This is a genomic window from Pseudomonas sp. R2-7-07, assembly GCF_003852355.1.
Taxonomy (GTDB): domain Bacteria; phylum Pseudomonadota; class Gammaproteobacteria; order Pseudomonadales; family Pseudomonadaceae; genus Aquipseudomonas.
On sequence record NZ_CP027759.1, the window covers coordinates 1372383 to 1389502 of the forward strand.

General features: G+C 61.7%; 17 protein-coding genes. 10 read left to right on the forward strand and 7 right to left on the reverse strand.

The window, feature by feature from the left end; translation table 11 throughout:
- The first annotated feature begins 43 nt into the window (after window positions 1-43).
- The 4 genes from C4J86_RS06045 (at window position 44) to C4J86_RS06060 (ending at window position 2598) form a co-directional block, all read left to right on the forward strand.
- Window positions 44-697: a DsbA family oxidoreductase gene (locus C4J86_RS06045; RefSeq protein WP_124369798.1), complete on the forward strand. Its 654-nt coding sequence runs from the start codon at window positions 44-46 to the stop codon at window positions 695-697.
- A gap of 202 nt (window positions 698-899) precedes the next feature.
- Window positions 900-1820 carry an arginase gene (locus C4J86_RS06050; protein WP_124369799.1) on the forward strand — a complete coding sequence of 307 codons (921 nt, stop codon included), beginning with the start codon at window positions 900-902 and terminating at the stop codon, window positions 1818-1820.
- Window positions 1817-2197 carry an EamA family transporter gene (locus C4J86_RS06055; RefSeq protein ID WP_124369800.1) on the forward strand — a complete coding sequence of 127 codons (381 nt, stop codon included), beginning with the start codon at window positions 1817-1819 and terminating at the stop codon, window positions 2195-2197. Before C4J86_RS06050 ends, C4J86_RS06055 begins: the two co-directional genes overlap by 4 nt.
- Window positions 2194-2598 carry a transporter gene (locus C4J86_RS06060; RefSeq protein ID WP_124369801.1) on the forward strand — a complete coding sequence of 135 codons (405 nt, stop codon included), beginning with the start codon at window positions 2194-2196 and terminating at the stop codon, window positions 2596-2598. Before C4J86_RS06055 ends, C4J86_RS06060 begins: the two co-directional genes overlap by 4 nt.
- 131 nt (window positions 2599-2729) lie before the next feature.
- Here C4J86_RS06060 and C4J86_RS06065 read toward each other — a convergent pair whose 3' ends face one another.
- Window positions 2730-3485: a MipA/OmpV family protein gene (locus C4J86_RS06065; RefSeq protein ID WP_124369802.1), complete on the reverse strand. Its 756-nt coding sequence runs from the start codon at window positions 3483-3485 to the stop codon at window positions 2730-2732.
- 231 nt (window positions 3486-3716) lie between these two features.
- Between C4J86_RS06065 and C4J86_RS06070 the strand changes: the two genes are divergently transcribed.
- The 6 genes from C4J86_RS06070 (at window position 3717) to C4J86_RS06095 (ending at window position 11079) form a co-directional block, all read left to right on the forward strand.
- Complete coding sequence (locus tag C4J86_RS06070) at window positions 3717-4415, forward strand: MtnX-like HAD-IB family phosphatase (RefSeq protein ID WP_124369803.1); 699 nt, start codon at window positions 3717-3719, stop codon at window positions 4413-4415.
- Complete coding sequence (locus C4J86_RS06075) at window positions 4408-5802, forward strand: aspartate aminotransferase family protein (RefSeq protein WP_124361495.1); 1395 nt, start codon at window positions 4408-4410, stop codon at window positions 5800-5802. The genes C4J86_RS06070 and C4J86_RS06075 overlap by 8 nt, the downstream gene beginning before the upstream one ends.
- Entirely contained in the window at window positions 5799-6710 is a 912-nt protein-coding gene (locus C4J86_RS06080) for a carboxylesterase (protein ID WP_124369804.1), read from the forward strand. The genes C4J86_RS06075 and C4J86_RS06080 overlap by 4 nt, the downstream gene beginning before the upstream one ends.
- 79 nt (window positions 6711-6789) lie before the next feature.
- A complete protein-coding gene (locus C4J86_RS06085; protein ID WP_124369805.1) occupies window positions 6790-7914 on the forward strand; it encodes a GNAT family N-acetyltransferase in 1125 nt (374 codons plus the stop codon).
- Complete coding sequence (locus C4J86_RS06090; protein ID WP_124361498.1) at window positions 7914-9692, forward strand: HAMP domain-containing sensor histidine kinase; 1779 nt, start codon at window positions 7914-7916, stop codon at window positions 9690-9692. The genes C4J86_RS06085 and C4J86_RS06090 overlap by 1 nt, the downstream gene beginning before the upstream one ends.
- A complete protein-coding gene (locus tag C4J86_RS06095) occupies window positions 9682-11079 on the forward strand; it encodes a sigma-54 dependent transcriptional regulator (protein WP_124369806.1) in 1398 nt (465 codons plus the stop codon). The genes C4J86_RS06090 and C4J86_RS06095 overlap by 11 nt, the downstream gene beginning before the upstream one ends.
- Window positions 11080-11201: 122 nt before the next feature.
- Here C4J86_RS06095 and C4J86_RS06100 read toward each other — a convergent pair whose 3' ends face one another.
- The 6 genes from C4J86_RS06100 to C4J86_RS06125 form a co-directional block, all read right to left on the reverse strand.
- Entirely contained in the window at window positions 11202-11540 is a 339-nt protein-coding gene (locus C4J86_RS06100) for a GlpM family protein (protein ID WP_124361500.1), read from the reverse strand.
- Window positions 11540-12877 carry a sigma-54 dependent transcriptional regulator gene (locus tag C4J86_RS06105; RefSeq protein ID WP_124369807.1) on the reverse strand — a complete coding sequence of 446 codons (1338 nt, stop codon included), beginning with the start codon at window positions 12875-12877 and terminating at the stop codon, window positions 11540-11542. Before C4J86_RS06105 ends, C4J86_RS06100 begins: the two co-directional genes overlap by 1 nt.
- Window positions 12874-14775 (reverse strand): sensor histidine kinase, encoded by a 1902-nt coding sequence (locus tag C4J86_RS06110; RefSeq protein WP_124369808.1) that lies wholly within the window; start codon window positions 14773-14775, stop codon window positions 12874-12876. The genes C4J86_RS06105 and C4J86_RS06110 overlap by 4 nt, the downstream gene beginning before the upstream one ends.
- 169 nt (window positions 14776-14944) lie before the next feature.
- On the reverse strand, window positions 14945-15679 hold the full coding sequence (locus tag C4J86_RS06115; RefSeq protein WP_124361503.1) for an amino acid ABC transporter ATP-binding protein: 735 nt from the start codon (window positions 15677-15679) through the stop codon (window positions 14945-14947).
- The gene (locus C4J86_RS06120) at window positions 15676-16347 is read right to left on the reverse strand and encodes an amino acid ABC transporter permease (protein ID WP_046071144.1); all 672 of its coding nucleotides are present in this window, start codon (window positions 16345-16347) and stop codon (window positions 15676-15678) included. The genes C4J86_RS06115 and C4J86_RS06120 overlap by 4 nt, the downstream gene beginning before the upstream one ends.
- Window positions 16347-17093 carry an amino acid ABC transporter permease gene (locus C4J86_RS06125; RefSeq protein WP_024073702.1) on the reverse strand — a complete coding sequence of 249 codons (747 nt, stop codon included), beginning with the start codon at window positions 17091-17093 and terminating at the stop codon, window positions 16347-16349. The genes C4J86_RS06120 and C4J86_RS06125 overlap by 1 nt, the downstream gene beginning before the upstream one ends.
- Window positions 17094-17120 lie beyond the last annotated feature (27 nt).

A 17120-nucleotide genomic window follows, 5' to 3' on the forward strand; every position in this document is an offset into this window, starting at 1 on the left:
TGTCGCTTTTGCGGCGCATTAATGCCAGCGAGGTGGCCTGCCCATGAGTACTCCCCTGAAAATCGATTTCATCAGCGACGTGTCTTGCCCCTGGTGCATCATCGGCCTGCGCGGCTTGACCGAAGCCCTTGATGAGCTTGGCGCCGAGGTGCAGGCCGAGATTCATTTCCAGCCGTTCGAATTGAACCCGAACATGCCCGCCGACGGGCAAAACATCGTTGAGCACATCGCCGAAAAATACGGCTCCAGCGCCGAAGAGTCTCAGGCCAACCGCGAGCGCATTCGCGACATGGGCGCCGCGTTGGGCTTTGCCTTTCGCACCGATGGCCAGAGCCGTATCTACAACACCTTCGATGCGCACCGCCTGTTGCATTGGGCCGGGTTGGAAGGCTTGCAATACAACCTCAAAGAGGCGCTGTTCAAGGCCTATTTCACCGACGGCCAGGACCCTTCCGACCACGCGACCCTGGCGATCATCGCCGAAAGCGTCGGCCTGGACCTCAAGCGCGCCGCCGAGATTCTCGCCAGCGACGAATACGCAGCAGAGGTGCGTGAGCAGGAGAAGCTGTGGATCACCCGTGGCGTGACGTCGGTGCCGACCATCGTGTTCAACGACCAGTACGCTGTGAGCGGTGGGCAGCCGGCAGAAGCCTTTGTTGGGGCGATTCGCCAGATCATCGAAGACGCCAAACAGTAAACCCAATGTGGGAGGGGGCTTGCTCCCGATGGCGGTGGATCAGTCACCAATAGTTGGCTGACACACTGCTATCGGGGGCAAGCCCCCTCCCACATTTTGATCTGCGCTGGTCCGAATATCTCCCTGGCCCATCCCTTGCATTGACCCCCTGAAGCCCACCCGGCCTGCGGTTGGGCGCTGCCATTAGGGATGAAGCACTGCCTTGAATATTCTTGACCTCGACCACAGCCTCACCGCTCAGGCGCCGATTGCCCAGCGGTTGGCCAGCGGCCGGGCCACGCGCCTGGATCTGCTGGACCTGGGCCCGAAACTGCGCCTCTGGTCCACCGAAAAAACCTGGAAACGTTTCGTCGAGCGCCTGGCCCAGCGGCCACGGCCCAGGGATGCGCGCCCGGAAATCCTGTTCGTCGGCTCCGGCGACTATCACCACCTCACGCCGGCGTTTCTCGCCGACCTGAAAGAACCCATCAGCCTGATCCACTTTGACAACCACCCCGACTGGGTGCGCTTTGCGCCCAAGCGCCACTGTGGTTCGTGGGTCAACCGCGCGCTCAAGATGCCGGCGATCAAACGCATCGTCACCCTGGGCCCCTGCAGTGACGACCTGCATAACCCGCAGCTGCGCGGCGGTAACCTCGGGGCCCTCAAGCGCGGGCAGTTGCAGCTGTTCCCCTGGCAGCACCCGCCCTCGAAAGTCTGGGGCCGGGTCGGCGATGGCGCCGGACACCGACAGCAGGAAAATCACCTGCACTGGCGCAACCTGGCGGAGCTGGACTGGGCCACGTTCCTGGACGAGATGATCGCCAGCCTGCCCACCGACGCGGTCTGGATCACCCTCGACAAAGACGTGCTCGCCAGTGAAGACGCGGCCACCAATTGGGACCAGGGCGGCATGCGCCTGAGCCACTTGCTCCAGGCCCTGCGGGCGTTGGCGGCGCATAAACGCATCATTGGCATCGACGTGTGCGGCGAGTTCGCGGCGCCTGCCTTCAGCAACGCGTTCAAGCGCTGGGAAGCCAAGTCCGACCAGCCCCCGCCCGAGCGTTGGAGCGCGCAGGATTTGCAGCGCAATGCCGCGACCAATGCGGCGCTGATCGATCTGTTCGAGGAGTTGTTCCCGTGAGCCTGACCGTGGTGATGTTGCTGGCGCTTTCCATCGTGCTCGATGTGATCGGCCAGTTGTGTTTCAAGCTGGGCGTGGACCGTTTGCCGCAACTCGATGGCGGTTTCCGTCTGCGCGCGTTCTGGGGCCAGGTGTTCAATGCGCCGCTGCTCTGGGCCGGCATCGGGGCCTATGTCATCGAGTTTTTCGTCTGGCTCGAAGCCTTGTCCCGTGCGCCGTTGAGCCTGCTGTTTCCGCTGGCAGCGTTGGCCTATTGCCTGGTGGTGCTGGCGGGCCGTTGGGTGCTCAAGGAGACCGTCAGCCGACGCCGTTGGCTGGGCACGCTGGTGATTACCTTCGGCGTGATGTTGGTGGCGATTGCGGGGGGCCAGGCATGAGTACGCAAACCGTCGACACGGGCTGGTTGCATGGGCGGCTTGGCACGCTGGTGCTGTGGGCGCTGTTGATCGCCACTGAAAGTGCCGGGCAGTTGTTTACCAAGGTGGCCGGTGATCAATTGGGGCAGATGGATTTCACCTGGCAATGGCTGGCGGATGTAGCGCGCAACCCTGGGATTCTGGCGGCGATTGCCAGTTATATCAGCGCGTTTTTCGTATGGATGCTGATCCTGCGGCGCAGCAGTCTGTCGTTGGCCTTTCCGTTGAGTTCGCTGGTATTTGTGGCGGTACTGCTGGGGTCTTGGCTGGGGTTGGGGGAGCACATCAGTCCGCTGCACTGGGTGGGAGTTGCGGTGATTATTGGAGGCATCGCCCTATTGGCCGAAGGCGAAGAAAACTGAAACACGATCCCATGTGGGAGGGGCGGTGCGACGATTCGACTTGCCCCGATGAGGGAGTGTCAGCAAGTGCATCTGCGACTGACCCACCGCTATCGGGAGCAAGCCCCCTCCCACATTTTGACCGAGGTGAATCAATCGAATGTGTAGCTGATCGCCGTCTGCACCTGGCCCTGATTCACCTCGCCGGCTTGCCTGACGATGCTGCTGTTGGCCGCCGAGCCGACCAGGTGCACCCAACTCGCACTGGTCAGCAATGACCAGTTGCGCGCCAGGGGGAACTGGAAGCTCTGGCTCAAGGTGACGTTCTGGAAACCGCCACTGGCGTTATAGGCCTTGAACCCCGTGGCGGCCGCCTCGTTATCGTCCACCCCGAAAAACGTCTGGTTCTGGCGCGCGTCGGCAAAGTGCGCCACCAGGCCGCTGCTGCCGATAATCCCACCGCCCAGCGGGTAACCGAGTTCACCGCCGACCTTGCCCAGCACCCCGCTCTGGGAATGCCCACCGCCCACGGCCTGGCCCAGCTGCGCGTAGACCCGCCAGAAATCGGCCGGCGCGTACTGGATGAAACCGCCGACCTCGGCCATGTCCGACACATTGCGCAGGCCTCGCAGCGCACCATTGGAGGTACGCCCCGACAAATAATTGATGTACGGGCCGGCGGTGAGGCCGTGGGCGTTCAGCGCGCTCCAGGTCAAGCCGTCATCGGTGCTCAGGCTGACGTCGCCCCAGTCCAGGTCCAGGTAGGGCACGGGGCGGGTTTCGTGGCGGCTGCCGGTCGGGTCGTGGGGTTGGTAGCTGACGCCTGCGCCGACGTCTCCGGTGATGCCACCGGCCTGGGCGCTAAGGCTCAGCAGCCCGACGAGCGCAGCGCATGTGATCCTTAACATGGTCACAGTTCCTGATGAGTGAACAGGCGCGCATGAACGCGCAAACCCTGGCGCCTGCGCAAGCACTCATCTTGTTTGTAGCAAGCTACAAAAATTGTAGCTTGCGGCGCACTTATCGCCCGGAATATCCGGAAAAGCCCCAGCCCCGCTGGGCTTTGGCCAATTGGCACGCTCCCTGCTCTACCGGTAAGGCAAGCGCATACAGCGCGCCTCTTTCCAAAGGTAGACGCAATGATCCAATGGCATATCGTGTGTGACTTCGACGGGACCATCACCCCCACCGATGTCATCGACAACGTCCTCCAACGCTTCGCCGGCCCCGAATGGGAAACCATCGAACAGGAATGGCTGGACGGGCATATCGGTTCCCGCGAATGCCTGAGCCGCCAACTGGCGCTGATCAAGGCGACCCCGAGCGAGTTGCTGGCCTATTTCGACAGTGTCGAGATCGACCCGGAATTCCCGGATTTCGTCGACCACGTCATGGGCCTGGGCGCGACCATCGAAGTGGTCAGCGACGGCATCGAGCAAGGCATCGCGCGCATTCTGTCGCGCAACTATGTGACCTTGCTGCCGATCCTCGCCAACCGTCTGCGCCAGGTCGACCAGAACAGCTGGCGCATTGACTTCCCGTATGCCAGCGATGCCTGTCGCGCCGCTTCCGGCAACTGCAAATGCAAATCCACGCCGCGCAACAAGCGCGTGCTGGTGATCGGCGACGGCAAGTCCGATATGTGCGTGGCCTCCACCGCCGACTTCGTGTTCGCCAAGGGCAGCCTCGCCGAGTATTGCGTCGCCCACCAGATTCCCCATGCGCGCTTCGACAGCTTTGCCGAAGTGCCTGCATTGCTGGCGCAACTGCCACAAGGCATCGCCGCCAACGCCACATCCTTTACTGCCGACACTCAGGAAATTTTCCATCATGTCTGATATCCGTATCGCTACCACTGAAGACCAGATCCTTCTGGATAAAGAAGCCAAGTACTGCTCCTACGGCGACACCGTGCATTACATCGAGCCGCCGCGTATTTTCAGCCGTTGCGAAGGTTCCTACGTGTGGGACACCGAAGACCAGGCCTACCTCGACCTGCAGATGTGGTACTCGGCTGTCAACTTCGGCTACGCCAACCCGCGCCTGAACAACGCATTGAAGCAACAGATCGACACCCTGCCGCAGATTGCCAGCCAGTACCTGCACAAGGGCAAGATCGAGCTGTCGGAAATGATCGCGGTGGACGCCAAGAACAAGTTCGGCCTCGACGGTCGCGTGCACTTCAACGTCGGTGGTTCGCAGTCGATTGAAGACTCGTTGAAAGTGGTGCGTAACGCGTCCAACGGCAAGAGCCTGATGTTCGCCTTCGAAGGCGGCTACCACGGGCGCACCCTCGGCGCCTCGTCGATCACCTCGAGCTTTCGCTATCGTCGCCGCTATGGCCACTTTGGCGAGCGCGCCAACTTCATCCCGTTCCCTTATCACTTCCGCGGCCCGAAGGGCATGACCAAGGAAGAGTACGGCAGCCATTGTGTACAGCAATTTGCGCGGTTGTTCGAGACTGAATACAACGGCGTCTGGGACCCGAAAACCAACCAGTGCGAATACGCGGCATTCTACGTCGAGCCGATCCAGGGCACCGGCGGCTACGTGATCCCGCCGATGAACTTCTACCGCGAGCTCAAGCATGTACTGGACCAGCACGGCATCCTGATGGTCAGCGACGAAATCCAGATGGGTTTCTACCGCACCGGCAAACTGTGGTCGATCGAACACTTCGACGTGCAGCCGGACGTGATCGTGTTCGGCAAAGCGCTGACCAACGGCCTCAACCCGCTGGGCGGCATCTGGGCCCGTGAAGAGTTGATCAACCCGAAAATCTTCCCGCCAGGTTCGACCCACTCCACCTTCGCCTCCAACCCTTTGGGCACCGCGGTCGGCCTGGAAATGTTCAAGATGACCAGCGAGGTCGACTACGGCGCGATGGTCATGGCCAAGGGCAAATACTTCCTCGAAGGCCTGCAGGATTTGCAGAAACGTTTTCCGATCATCGGCGACGTCGACGGCCTGGGCCTGGCGCTGCGCTGCGAAATCTGCGGCCCGGACGGTTTCACCCCAGACAAGGCAACCCTGGACTACATGGTCGAAGAAGGCATGAAAGGCGACATGCTGGTGGATGGCCAGAAGCTCGGCCTGATCCTCGATGTGGGCGGCTACTACAAGAACGTGATCACCCTGGCGCCGTCCCTGGAAATCAGCTACCCGGAAATCGACCTGGGCCTGAAGCTGCTCGAGCAACTGCTGGTGCGAGCGACCACACGGTGAGTGTCGGCGAGATCGACCTCGGTGAAGGTGATGCCGGCTTCGTTCTCGGTGCTGGTCCGGTCGGGATCCTGTTGATTCACGGCCTGACCGGCACCCCGACGGAATTGCGCCAGGTCGCCAGGGGGCTGGTCAAGGCGGGCAACTGCACGGTGTACGTGCCCACCCTGGCCGGGCACTGCGGTGATAACAGCGACTTGCAGGCCACCGGCTGGCGGGACTGGTACGAAGGGGTGCGCAAGACCTTCGCACAGATCGAGCGGCGTCACGCGCAAGTGTTCGTTGGCGGCTTGTCCATGGGCGCGGTGATGTCGATGTATGTGGCTGCCGAACACCCTGGGCGGGTTGCCGGGCTGCTGATGTATTCCACCACCTTGAAGTACGACGGCTGGAGCATCAACAAACTGGCGTTTCTCACGCCGTTGCTGATGAAGATTCCGTTCGGAGTGCACCTGTGCAGCTTCGAAGAAAAGCCGCCCTACGGCATCAAGAATGAACGCCTGCGGGCCGTCGTCGAGCGGCAGATGAAGCAAGGAGAGAGCAGCGAGGCGGGGTTGCTGACCATGGAAGGTATCACCGTGCGCGAGTTGCACCGCCTGAACGCCGTGGTCAGGAAACGCATGCCCGAGGTCAAGGTACCGACGCTGGTGCTGCACTCCCTCGAGGACGACATCACCAGCCGCTGGAACGCCGATTACGTGGAGCGCCACCTCGGTGGCCCGGTGACCAAGATCCTGCTGGATAACTGCTACCACATGATCACCGTCGACCTGCAATACCGCCGGGTGATCGAGTTGAGCGCCGCGTTTGTCGAGCAGCACATTCGGTCCGTCGAACCTGAGCTGTTGTGGCGAGGGAGCTTGCTCCCGCTGGGCAGCGAAGCTGCCCTGAAGCCGGCGGCCTCTTTTTAGCTGGAAGAACTCACTGCTGTTGAGGGGGCTGCTTCGCAGCCCAGCGGGAGCAAGCTCCCTCGCCACAAAGGGATCAGATGTGATAACCACCCAAGCCTTCCCCACCATCCGGGCTATCCAGCGCGATGCCTGGAATGAGTGTTTTCCCGGTGCGCTGGAAGACTGGGATTACTACGTCGCCGTGGAAAACGCCGCGATCGATGACTTTCAGTGGCGTTACCTGGCGGTTTACGAAGAGGGAACGCTGGCGGCAGTGGCTGTCGCGTTCATCACCCATTATCGTCTCGACACGACACTGTCGGGCGCCGGCAAGCGCTTGACCGAGCGTGTGGCGCGACTGTGGCCGGGTCTGTTGCAACTGGGGTTGTATGCCCTCGGTTCGCCGGTGGCCGAGCGCTGCGACGTTGGTTTTGCCAGTGGCGTGGCGGATGCGCGGCGCCCGCAGTTGCTCAAGCACTTGCTGGAGGTCGCGCGCCGGGATGCGGATGACTTTGGCGTCGGCCTGCTGGCAGTCAAGGACGCACCGAGCAACGACCCGCATTGGGCCGAAAGTTGCCGTGCGGCTGGTTTTCAAAGCATGCCGAGCCTTCCCACGGGCGTGTTGCCGCTGCCTTACGGCTCAGTGGACGCTTACCTTGGCTCGCTGGGTAAATCCACGCGCAAAGACCTGCGCCGCAAACTGCGCGCACCGGGGCCGCGGGTGGAGTGGCGGCACAACATCAATGATGTGCTGCCCGAGGTCATGCGCCTCTATGAAGCCACGCTGATGCGCGCGGACTTGCAGTTCGAACGCCTGCCCGCCGGTTACTTCACGGGGATTCTCGAACAGCTGCAAGCGCGTGCGGTGTGTGTTCTTTACTGGGTGGACGAGCACCTGGTGGCGTTCAACCTGATCCTGCTCGATGAGCATCGGCTGATCGATAAGTTTTTCGGGCATGACATCGCGTTCAGCCGTGAGTACAACCTGTACTTCCGTAGCTGGCTGACCAATGTCGACTACTGTATTCAACACAATATTGCGGTGTACGAGTGCGGCCAGGCCGGGTATGCCAGTAAACTGCGCCTGGGCTGTCAGTTCCAGGGCAACAGCCTGTTCTTCCGCCACCGCAATCGGTGGGTCAACGGCGTGCTCAAGTTAGTCAAAATGTTGTTCCGACCGGATCGTTCCGACCCTGCCATGGCTGCTGCGATAAGCGAAACCTGATGATCACCAAGACCCGCCAGAAAGCCCGCCCCTTTGCCATTTCGCGCTGGAGCGTCCAGCGCAAGCTGGTGCTGGCCTTCTGGCTGGTCAGCGTCATTCCGACCATGATTGCGGCGGAATTGGCCGCCACCACGTTGTCGCAGATTTTCGACAGCAACGTGCGTATCTGGCTGCAGGAGTCGACCAAGATCGTCAAGGACGAGATCGGCGACATCCTTCACGACAACGCGCGCATGGCCAAGCTGTTCCTGCGCTACACCAGCCCACCCTCATCGCGGCAGGCCGAACGGCATGACCGGCTCACCGCCGACATCGCCGATGCCACCGACATCGATGTGGTGGCGCTGATTCGTAGCAGTGATCACAAGGTGGTGTTCAGCACCGCCGCCGACGACATCGTCAAGCAGATCAACCTGACCAGCAATACGGTGTTGCAGACCGTACAGGTGGCCGGTGTCAGCACGGGCCTGGTGGTATCGACCTTCGAAACCAACCGCGATGGCGTCGATTATCTGTTGCTGGTGGCCACCTACCTGGACAGCAGCTTCCTCACCAGCGTGGCCGATGTGCATTCCCTGGACCTGCGTTTGTACCTGGCCAATGCCACGGGGTTTTCCGAGATATTTTCCACCCAGCGCTTCGAAAACCACCCGGCGCGCATCCCGAAGAACGTCGAAGCCGAGCTGCGCAGCACCCGGCAGCCGAGCGAGCAGTTCACCAACCAGTACAGCGGCTTGTACTGGCCGATATTCAACGATGCCGGCGAGCTGCAAGGCGTAATCTTCAGCGGCCTGCTGCGCCACACGAGCCTGGTGGGGCTGGTGAATCAGAGCAACTTGTTCGTGCTGATTTTCCTGGTCAGCTCGGCGCTGTCACTGGCGGCAGGGGTGTGGGTGTCGCGGCGCCTGACCCAGCCCCTGCGGGACTTGTCCCAAGGCGTGAATGCGGTGATCTCCGGCAACTACGCGCACCGGGTAGAGGTCAGCGGCGGCGACGAGCTGGCGCAACTGAGCAGCACCTTCAACCACATGACTGAGCGCCTGGGCGAATTGCATCACCTGGAAGCCCAACTGCGCCGGCGTGATCGTCTGCACGCCCTGGGTGAAGTCGCCATGGGACTGGCCCATGAAATCCGCAACCCGTTAGGGATCATCAAGACGGCCACTCAACTGTTGCACCGGCGCGCCGACCTTCCGGACGCCGACAAACGCCACTTGGAGTACGTGATCAGCGAGGTCAGCCGGATCAACGACCTGATCACCGAATTCCTCGACTTCGCCAAGCCCAATCCGCCGATCCGCGTACAGCAACCGGCACGCCCGTTGGTGGAAGACATCCTCGGCTTCTGTGGCCCGGAGTTGAGTACTCACAATATCGATGCACAGATTGACGACCAGGCGCCCGACGCCACGCTCTACGCGGATGCCAAGCAGCTCAAGCAGGCCTGCCTGAACCTGATTCTCAACGCCATCGACGCGATGCCTGAAGGCGGGCGCCTCACCCTGGGTATCCGCAGCGTGGGTGACACTACCGTGATCAGCATCGCCGATACCGGCCAGGGCATCCCGGCGGATATGGTCGAGCGCATTTTCACGCCGTTCGTCACCACCAAGGCCTCGGGCACGGGGCTGGGCCTGGCCAAGGTCTATTCGATCATGGAGAGTCACGACGCCAGCATCGAGTGCGTCAGTGAGAAAGATGCCGGCGCCACCTTCAACCTGTACATTCCGGCTAACGGTGAAGACGACGGCGAGGATGAGAACGGGCATGACGCATAACGTATTGGTAGTCGACGACGAGCCCAAGCTCTGTGACCTGTTGTCATCCGCCCTGAGCCAGAACGGCATCCAGGTGTTTACCGCCGGTAATGGCCTGCACGCGCTCAAGGTGCTGGAGCAGGAGGACATCGACCTGGTCATCAGCGACTGGCGCATGCCGGGCATGGACGGGCCGGCGTTGCTGGCGGAAATCAAGCAGCGCTATCCGCAGTTGCCGGTAATCGTGATGACGGCCTACAGCACGGTGAAAAATGCCGTGCAGTCGATGCGCAATGGGGCCTACGACTACATTGCCAAGCCGTTCGATATCGACGAGTTGGACATTACGGTGGCCAAGGCCCTGCAGTTTCGCGACATCATGCGCGATAACGCGCGCCTGCGTGCCGAGCTGGATGAACATGCACAATTCGACAGCCTGGTCGGTGACAGCCCAGCGTTTCGTAAAGTGTTGCAAGCGGTGGACTCGGTGCGCGACAGCAGCGCAACCATCCTGCTGACCGGCGAAAGCGGCACCGGCAAGGAAATGGTCGCCCGCGCGATCCACAAGCATGGCAGCCGTGCCGACCAACCGTTCGTGGCGGTCAATTGCGCGGCGATTCCTGAGGGGCTGCTGGAAAGCGAAATGTTCGGTCATCGCAAAGGCGCTTTCACCGGCGCCGTGGCCGACCGGGTAGGGCGCTTTATGCAGGCCGACAAAGGCACGCTGTTCCTCGATGAAGTCGGTGATATGCCGTTGGCCTTGCAGGCCAAGATTTTGCGTGCCTTGCAGGAACGGGTCATCGAACCGGTGGGTGATCCCCGCGAGCGCAAGGTGGACGTGCGGGTGATTGCCGCGACCAACAAGAACCTGCTGGACGCGGTGGCCAACAAGGAATTTCGCGAAGACCTGTATTACCGGCTGAATGTCTTCCCGATTCCTTTGCCGGCCCTGCGCGAGCGCGTGGAAGACATCGCACCCCTGGCCCGGCACTTCGCCCGCACCCTCAGCGCGACCGCCGGCAAACGCATCACCGGGTTCAGCCCCGAAGCCTTGCAGGCCATGGCGGCGTACCACTGGCCGGGCAATATCCGTGAGCTGCAAAACTGCGTGGAACGAGCGACCATCGTAGCGGCTTCGCCGGTGATCGAGGATATCGATTTGCCGGGGTATCTGTTTGCTTCGAAACCGAGCGAGGGCGGGGTGACGGCGATCCTCAGCGACGGGCCGGGTGTGCCACAGGACCTGGATGCGGCGCTGGCGGAAGTGGAGAAAGCCTACATTCTGGCGGCGTTGCAGGAGAGCAATGGCGTGCAGGCCGCGGCGGCAGCGAAGATCGGTATCTCGGAGCGCAGCTTCTGGTATCGCCTGAAGAAGCTGGGCATCCAAGTCGACAAAATAGTCCGCTGACACACTGTGGTTAAAACTGTGGGAGGGGGCTTGCTCCCGATAGCGGTATGTCAGCCATGAATTTATTGACTGACCCAACGCCATCGGGAGCAAGCCCCCTCCCACATTTGGACTGTGGTGTGTCAGGTGTGTAGGCGTACCCAGACGCTTACCAGGACGGTTGCCGCCATCAACCAGGCCACCGCTGCCACGGCGAGCGACGCCTCCAACCGCATCCGATCCACCATCACATACAACGTCGCCAAGTACACAAAGTACGGAATGATCGACCACATCCCAAACACAATGGTGGTCTTCAGATCCTCGACCGAGCGGCCCTTGCCGACGATGTAGTGGGCAATCAGCGCGAAGGTCGGAAACAGCGGCACCAAGCCTGCGATGTAATAGTTTTTGGTCTTGGCCAGTGCGGCCAATATAAGCACCACCGCCGCGCCGAGGGCGGCTTTCAAGAATAGATCCATCAGTGACTCAACCCGTATTTTTTGACCTTGTCGAACAGCGTGGTCTTGGCCATCCCCAGTTCCTGGCTGGCCTGAGTCAGGTTGCCGCCGCTGCGTTGCAGGGCGTCAACGAGCAGGTTGCGTTCAAAGGCTTCCACCGCCTCGGTAAAGGCCAGGCCGTGGGTGCTGCCGCCCGTGCCGCTTTTCTTGAACGCGGGCAGGCCCAGGGCGAAGCGTTCGGCGACGTTGCGCAGTTCGCGTACGTTGCCCGGCCAGTCGTGGCTCATCAGGCTCGACAGGGTCTGGTTGTCCAGCTCCGGGGCGATGCGATCGAAGCGCAGTGAGGACTGCTGCAGGAAGTGTTCGAACAACTGCAGGATATCTTCACGGCGCTCGCGCAGTGGCGGCAGTTCCAGGGTGACCACATTGAGACGGTAGTACAGGTCGCTGCGGAACTGGCTGGCGCGGCTCAGTTCATCAAGGTCGGACTTGGTGGCGGCGATCACCCGGCAATCCACGGCCACGCTCTGGTTCGAACCCAGGCGTTCGAGGGTGCGCTCCTGCAGGACCCGCAGCAGTTTGATCTGCAGGTTGATCGGCATGCTCTCCACTTCATCGAGAAACAGCGTGCCTTCATGGGCGTGCTCGATCTTGCCGATGCGGCGCTTGCCGGCGCCGGTAAACGCGTTGGCTTCGTGGCCGAAAATCTCGCTTTCGAACAGGTTCTCCGGCAGCCCACCGCAGTTCAGGGCGACGAACTGGTGGGCGTGGCGCCGGCTGAAGTCATGCAGGCAGCGCGCGACCAGCTCCTTGCCGGTGCCGGTTTCGCCTTCGATCAGCACGTTGGCCGACGTGTCGGCAACGTTGGTGATCAGTTCGCGCAAGTTTTGCATCGCCGGCGAGCGCCCGATGATGCGGCCCTCCAACGAATCGCGCTCGGCCAGTTGGCGCCGCAGCGACCAGACTTCCCGCGCCAGCCCACGCTGTTCAAGGGCACGACGGGCGACGTCTACCAGGCGCTCGGGGGAGAAGGGTTTTTCCATGAAATCGTAAGCGCCGTTGCGCATCGCGCCGACCGCCATGGAGATATCGCCATGCCCGGTGATCAACACCACCGGCAGGCTTTTATCCAGCGCCTTGAGGCGAGTGAGCAAGGCCAGGCCATCGATACCCGGCAGGCGAATATCGCTGATGACAATGCCGGCAAAATTCTCGCCGATATGGGTCAGCGCTTCTTCGGCACTGCCCACGCCAACGCTGGGGATGTCTTCCAGCGCCAATGCCTGCTGGCAACCCAGCAGCACGTGGGGGTCATCTTCGACGATCAGGACGGTGAGGTCTTGGGGTTCAATATTCATGTCGACTCAACTTTTTCAGCGCCCGCCAGCGGCAGGTTCAGGACAAACGCGGTACCACCAGCGGCCGGATGTTCCACGGCCAGGCTGCCGCCGGTGGCCGCCGCAAGGCTTGCGGAGAGGGTCAGGCCCAGGCCCAGCCCTTGCTCGCCGGGCTTGGTGGTGAAGAAGGGCTCGAACAGGTGTTTGCGTGCCTCGGGGTCGATGCCGTGGCCATTGTCGCGCACCCGCAGGCGATATTTGCCCTCGGCACTCTGGCCTTCCAGCCACAACTGCGGCGCCGGTTGCGCCTGCATCGCATCGAGGGCGTTGCCGATCAGGTTGACCAGGATCTGCTCCAGGCGCGTCTGATCGATCTGCAACTGGGCTTGGGTGAAGTCACGGTGCACGGCCAGGGACAGGTTGTCCAGGCGCGCGCCGAGCACTTGGAACGCGGCGTCCACCGCCTTGGCCAGGTTCGCTTCGCCCTGGTCGTCACCGCGCCGGGCGAACGAGCGCAGGCTGGCGGTGATGCGACCCATGCGATCGATCAGTTCGTTGATGGTCTTGAGGTTGGCGCTGGCGGTGTCCAGGGCCCCGCGTTCGAGGAAGCGCACGGTGTTGCCGGACAGGGTGCGCAGCGCGGCCAGGGGTTGGTTCAATTCGTGGGCGATGCTGGTGGACATCTGGCCGATCGCTGCGAGTTTGCCGGCCTGCACCAGTTCGTCCTGGGCACGGCGCAAAGTCTCTTCGGCCTGGCGCCGTTCGCGGATCTGGCCTTTGAGGCGTTCATTGCTGGCGCGCAGGTCGGCGGTGCGTTCGGCAATCCGTCGTTCCAGCTGGCTGTTGGCTTCCTGCAAGGCCTCCCGCGCGGCGAGGCGGGTGGCGATGACCTTGCGCCGCTCGTTCCAGGCAATCAGCAAAAACGCGACCAAGCCAAACGCGACGGCGACCAGGATTCCCTGGTTGATCGCGGCGCGGCGTAGTTCATTCAGCGGGGTGAGCAGGGTGAAGTTCCACGGTGTGTCATTCAGTGGCCGGGTTTGCGCCAGGTAACTGACTTCTTGCTTGTCGTTGACCACTTCGCTGTTGGCCGGGAAGGTCAGCTTTTCGCTGCCTTCGTTCAGCCGCTCGCGGGCCAGGGGCTCCAGGGCGTCCAGTGTCGACCAGTAATATTGCAGGCTGTTAGCCAGCCGGTCCCTGGTGTCTTCGCTCAGGGGACGCACGGCCTTGAGGCGGCGGGCCGGGTCACTGGACAGGATGATGATGCCGTTTTCGTCGCTGACAAAAGCTTCGAGGCGCGCGCGTTGCCAGCGCTCTTCAAGCGCTTCCAGGCGGACCTTGACCACGGCGACGCCGATGATCTTGCCATGCTCTTCCAGGCCGTGGGCCAGGTAGTAGCCGGGTTCGCCGTTGGTGCTGCCGATGCCGTAGAAACGACCGGGCTGGCCGCGCACGGCGTTCTGGAAATAGGCGCGAAAGGACAGGTCTTCACCCTGGTAACTGTCGGCGTCGCGCCAGTTACTGGTGGCCAGCACTCGGCCGGTGGTATCCATCACGTAGATGGCGCGGCTGCGGCTGCGGCGGTTCAAGCCTTCGAGGTAATCGTTGACGGTCTTGCGGGTTTCCTGGTTGGGGTCAGCCAGGAGCAGGGAAACGCTGGATTCCAGCTCAAGCAGGCTGGGCAGGTAGGTGTATTTGCTCAGTTCGCTTTCGACGGTGCGAGCGTGCAACTCCAACTGGCGTTCGCCATTGTCGCTGAGGGTGCGGATGCCATAGTACTCACTGACCCAGAGGCCGATATAACCCAAGCCGATCATCAGGGCGATGATCAACGGCGGCAGGAACAGTTGACGTATCAGGCGAGGCTTCACGGCAAGTGATGGCGGCGCAGCGCGATAGGGGGTGGGGTCGCATTTCATCACAGATGCCTTGGGTCAACCAGCGCTGCCGGCCTGTGCGGTCAGTGTGGGAGGGGGCTTGCCCCCGATTGCAGTGTGTCAGTCGGTATATCTGTCGCTGATCTACCGCTATCGGGGGCAAGCCCCCTCCCACATTGGTCCGGTCTCTTCAGTGGATGCGCTGTAATACTTAGTGCTGCAGGATTTTCTCAAGGAAGTGCTGCGCACGTTCGGAGCGGGCGCTGATGTCGCCGAAGAACTCTTCTTTCGGGCAGTCTTCGATGATCTTGCCGGCGTCCATGAAGATTACGCGGTCGGCCACTTTGCGGGCGAAGCCCATTTCGTGGGTGACGCACATCATGGTCATGCCTTCGTGGGCCAACTGCACCATCACGTCGAGCACTTCGTTGACCATTTCCGGGTCCAGCGCCGAGGTCGGTTCGTCGAACAGCATGACGATCGGGTCCATGGCCAGGGCGCGGGCAATCGCCACACGTTGTTGCTGGCCACCGGACAGTTGGCCTGGATGCTTGTGGGCATGGGCCGACAGGCCGACGCGCTCCAGCAGTTGCAGGCCCTTCTTGGTGGCTTCTTCCTTGCTGCGGCCGAGCACCTTGATCTGCGCGATGGTCAGGTTCTCGGTGATGGTCAGGTGCGGGAACAGTTCGAAGTGCTGGAACACCATGCCCACGCGCGAGCGCAGTTTCGGCAGGTTGGTCTTCGGGTCGGCAATGGAAGTGCCATCGACGATCACGTCGCCCTTCTGGAACGGCTCCAGCGCATTCACACACTTGATCAGGGTGGACTTGCCCGAGCCGGACGGCCCGCACACCACGATCACTTCGCCTTTTTTAACCTCGGTGCTGCAGTCGGTCAGCACCTGGAAGTCGCCATACCACTTGTTGATGTTCTTGATAGAGATCATACGGCAAACCTTTTTTGCAGACGCTTGACCAGCAGCGAGGCGGAAAAGCTGATGATGAAGTAGACGACACCGGCGAAGATCAGGAACTCATTGGAGCGGCCGATGATGTCGCCGTTGGAACGGGCAGAGTTGAGGAAGTCCACCAGGCCCACGGTGTAGACCAGCGACGTGTCCTGGAACAGGATGATGCTCTGCTGCAGCAGCAGCGGGGTCATCTTGCGAAACGCCTGGGGCAGGATGATCAGGCGCATGGTCTGGCCGTAGGTCATGCCCATCGCCTGCGCGGCGGCCATCTGGCCCTTGGGGATCGACTGCACGCCGGCCCGCACGATTTCGCAGAAGTACGCGGCTTCGAACATCATGAAGGCCACGACGCAGGAGGTGAACGCGCCGATCGGCGTGTCTTCACCGGTGATCCAGCGCAGCACGAACGGCACCGCCAGGTAGAACCAGGTGATCACCAACAGCAGCGGGATCGAACGGAAGTAGTTCACATAGGCGCCGGCTACCCGGGACAGCAGCTTGCTGGACGACAGGCGCATCAGCGCGAGGATCGTACCCAGGATGATGCCGCCGACCACGCCCATGACCATCAACTGCAGGGTCATGACCATGCCGTTCCACAGGCCCGGGATCGCGGGGATGATACCGCTGAAATCGAAGTCCATTATTTACCCCCCACGGAGATCAGGCCGGGCACCGCGACCTTCTTCTCGACCACGCGCATCAGCAGCATCAGGCTCATGTTCAGGGTGAAGTAGATCAGCGTGGCCAGGGTGAAGGCTTCAAACAGGTTGGCCGAAAACTCGGCGGTCTGCTTGGTTTGCGCCAGCAGTTCCATCAGGCCGATCAAGGACGCCACGGAGGAGTTCTTGAACACGTTGAGGAATTCGGAGGTAAGCGGCGGAATGATGATGCGATAGGCCTGGGGCAGCAGCACGTTCCAGTAGATCTGCGGCAGCTTGAAGCCCATGGCGCGCGCGGCGGCTTCCTGGCCACGGGGCAGCGCCTGGATGCCGGTGCGCACTTGTTCACACACACGGGCGGCGGTGAACAGGCCCAGGCACACGACGACGCTCAGGTAGGCCGAGGTGGTCGGGTTCAAGTCTTGTTTGTACCAGTCCTGCAGGTTCTGCGGCAGCAGATCGGGTATCAGGAAATACCAGATGAACAGCTGAACCAGCAGCGGCACGTTACGAAACAGTTCCACGTAGCAGGTCGCGATGCCCGATACGAGGCGGTTTGGCACGGTGCGCATGACCCCCAGAATGGAGCCCAGCAGCAAGGCGATGATCCATGCCACGACAGCGATGGCGATGGTCCAGCCCAGGCCGGCGATGTACCAGTCGAGATAAGTCTCGCTGCCAACGCCGGTGGACTTGAAGAACACGCCCCAGTCCCAGTTGTAATTCATTAGGGTCTCCCCTCGAGATCGATCGAT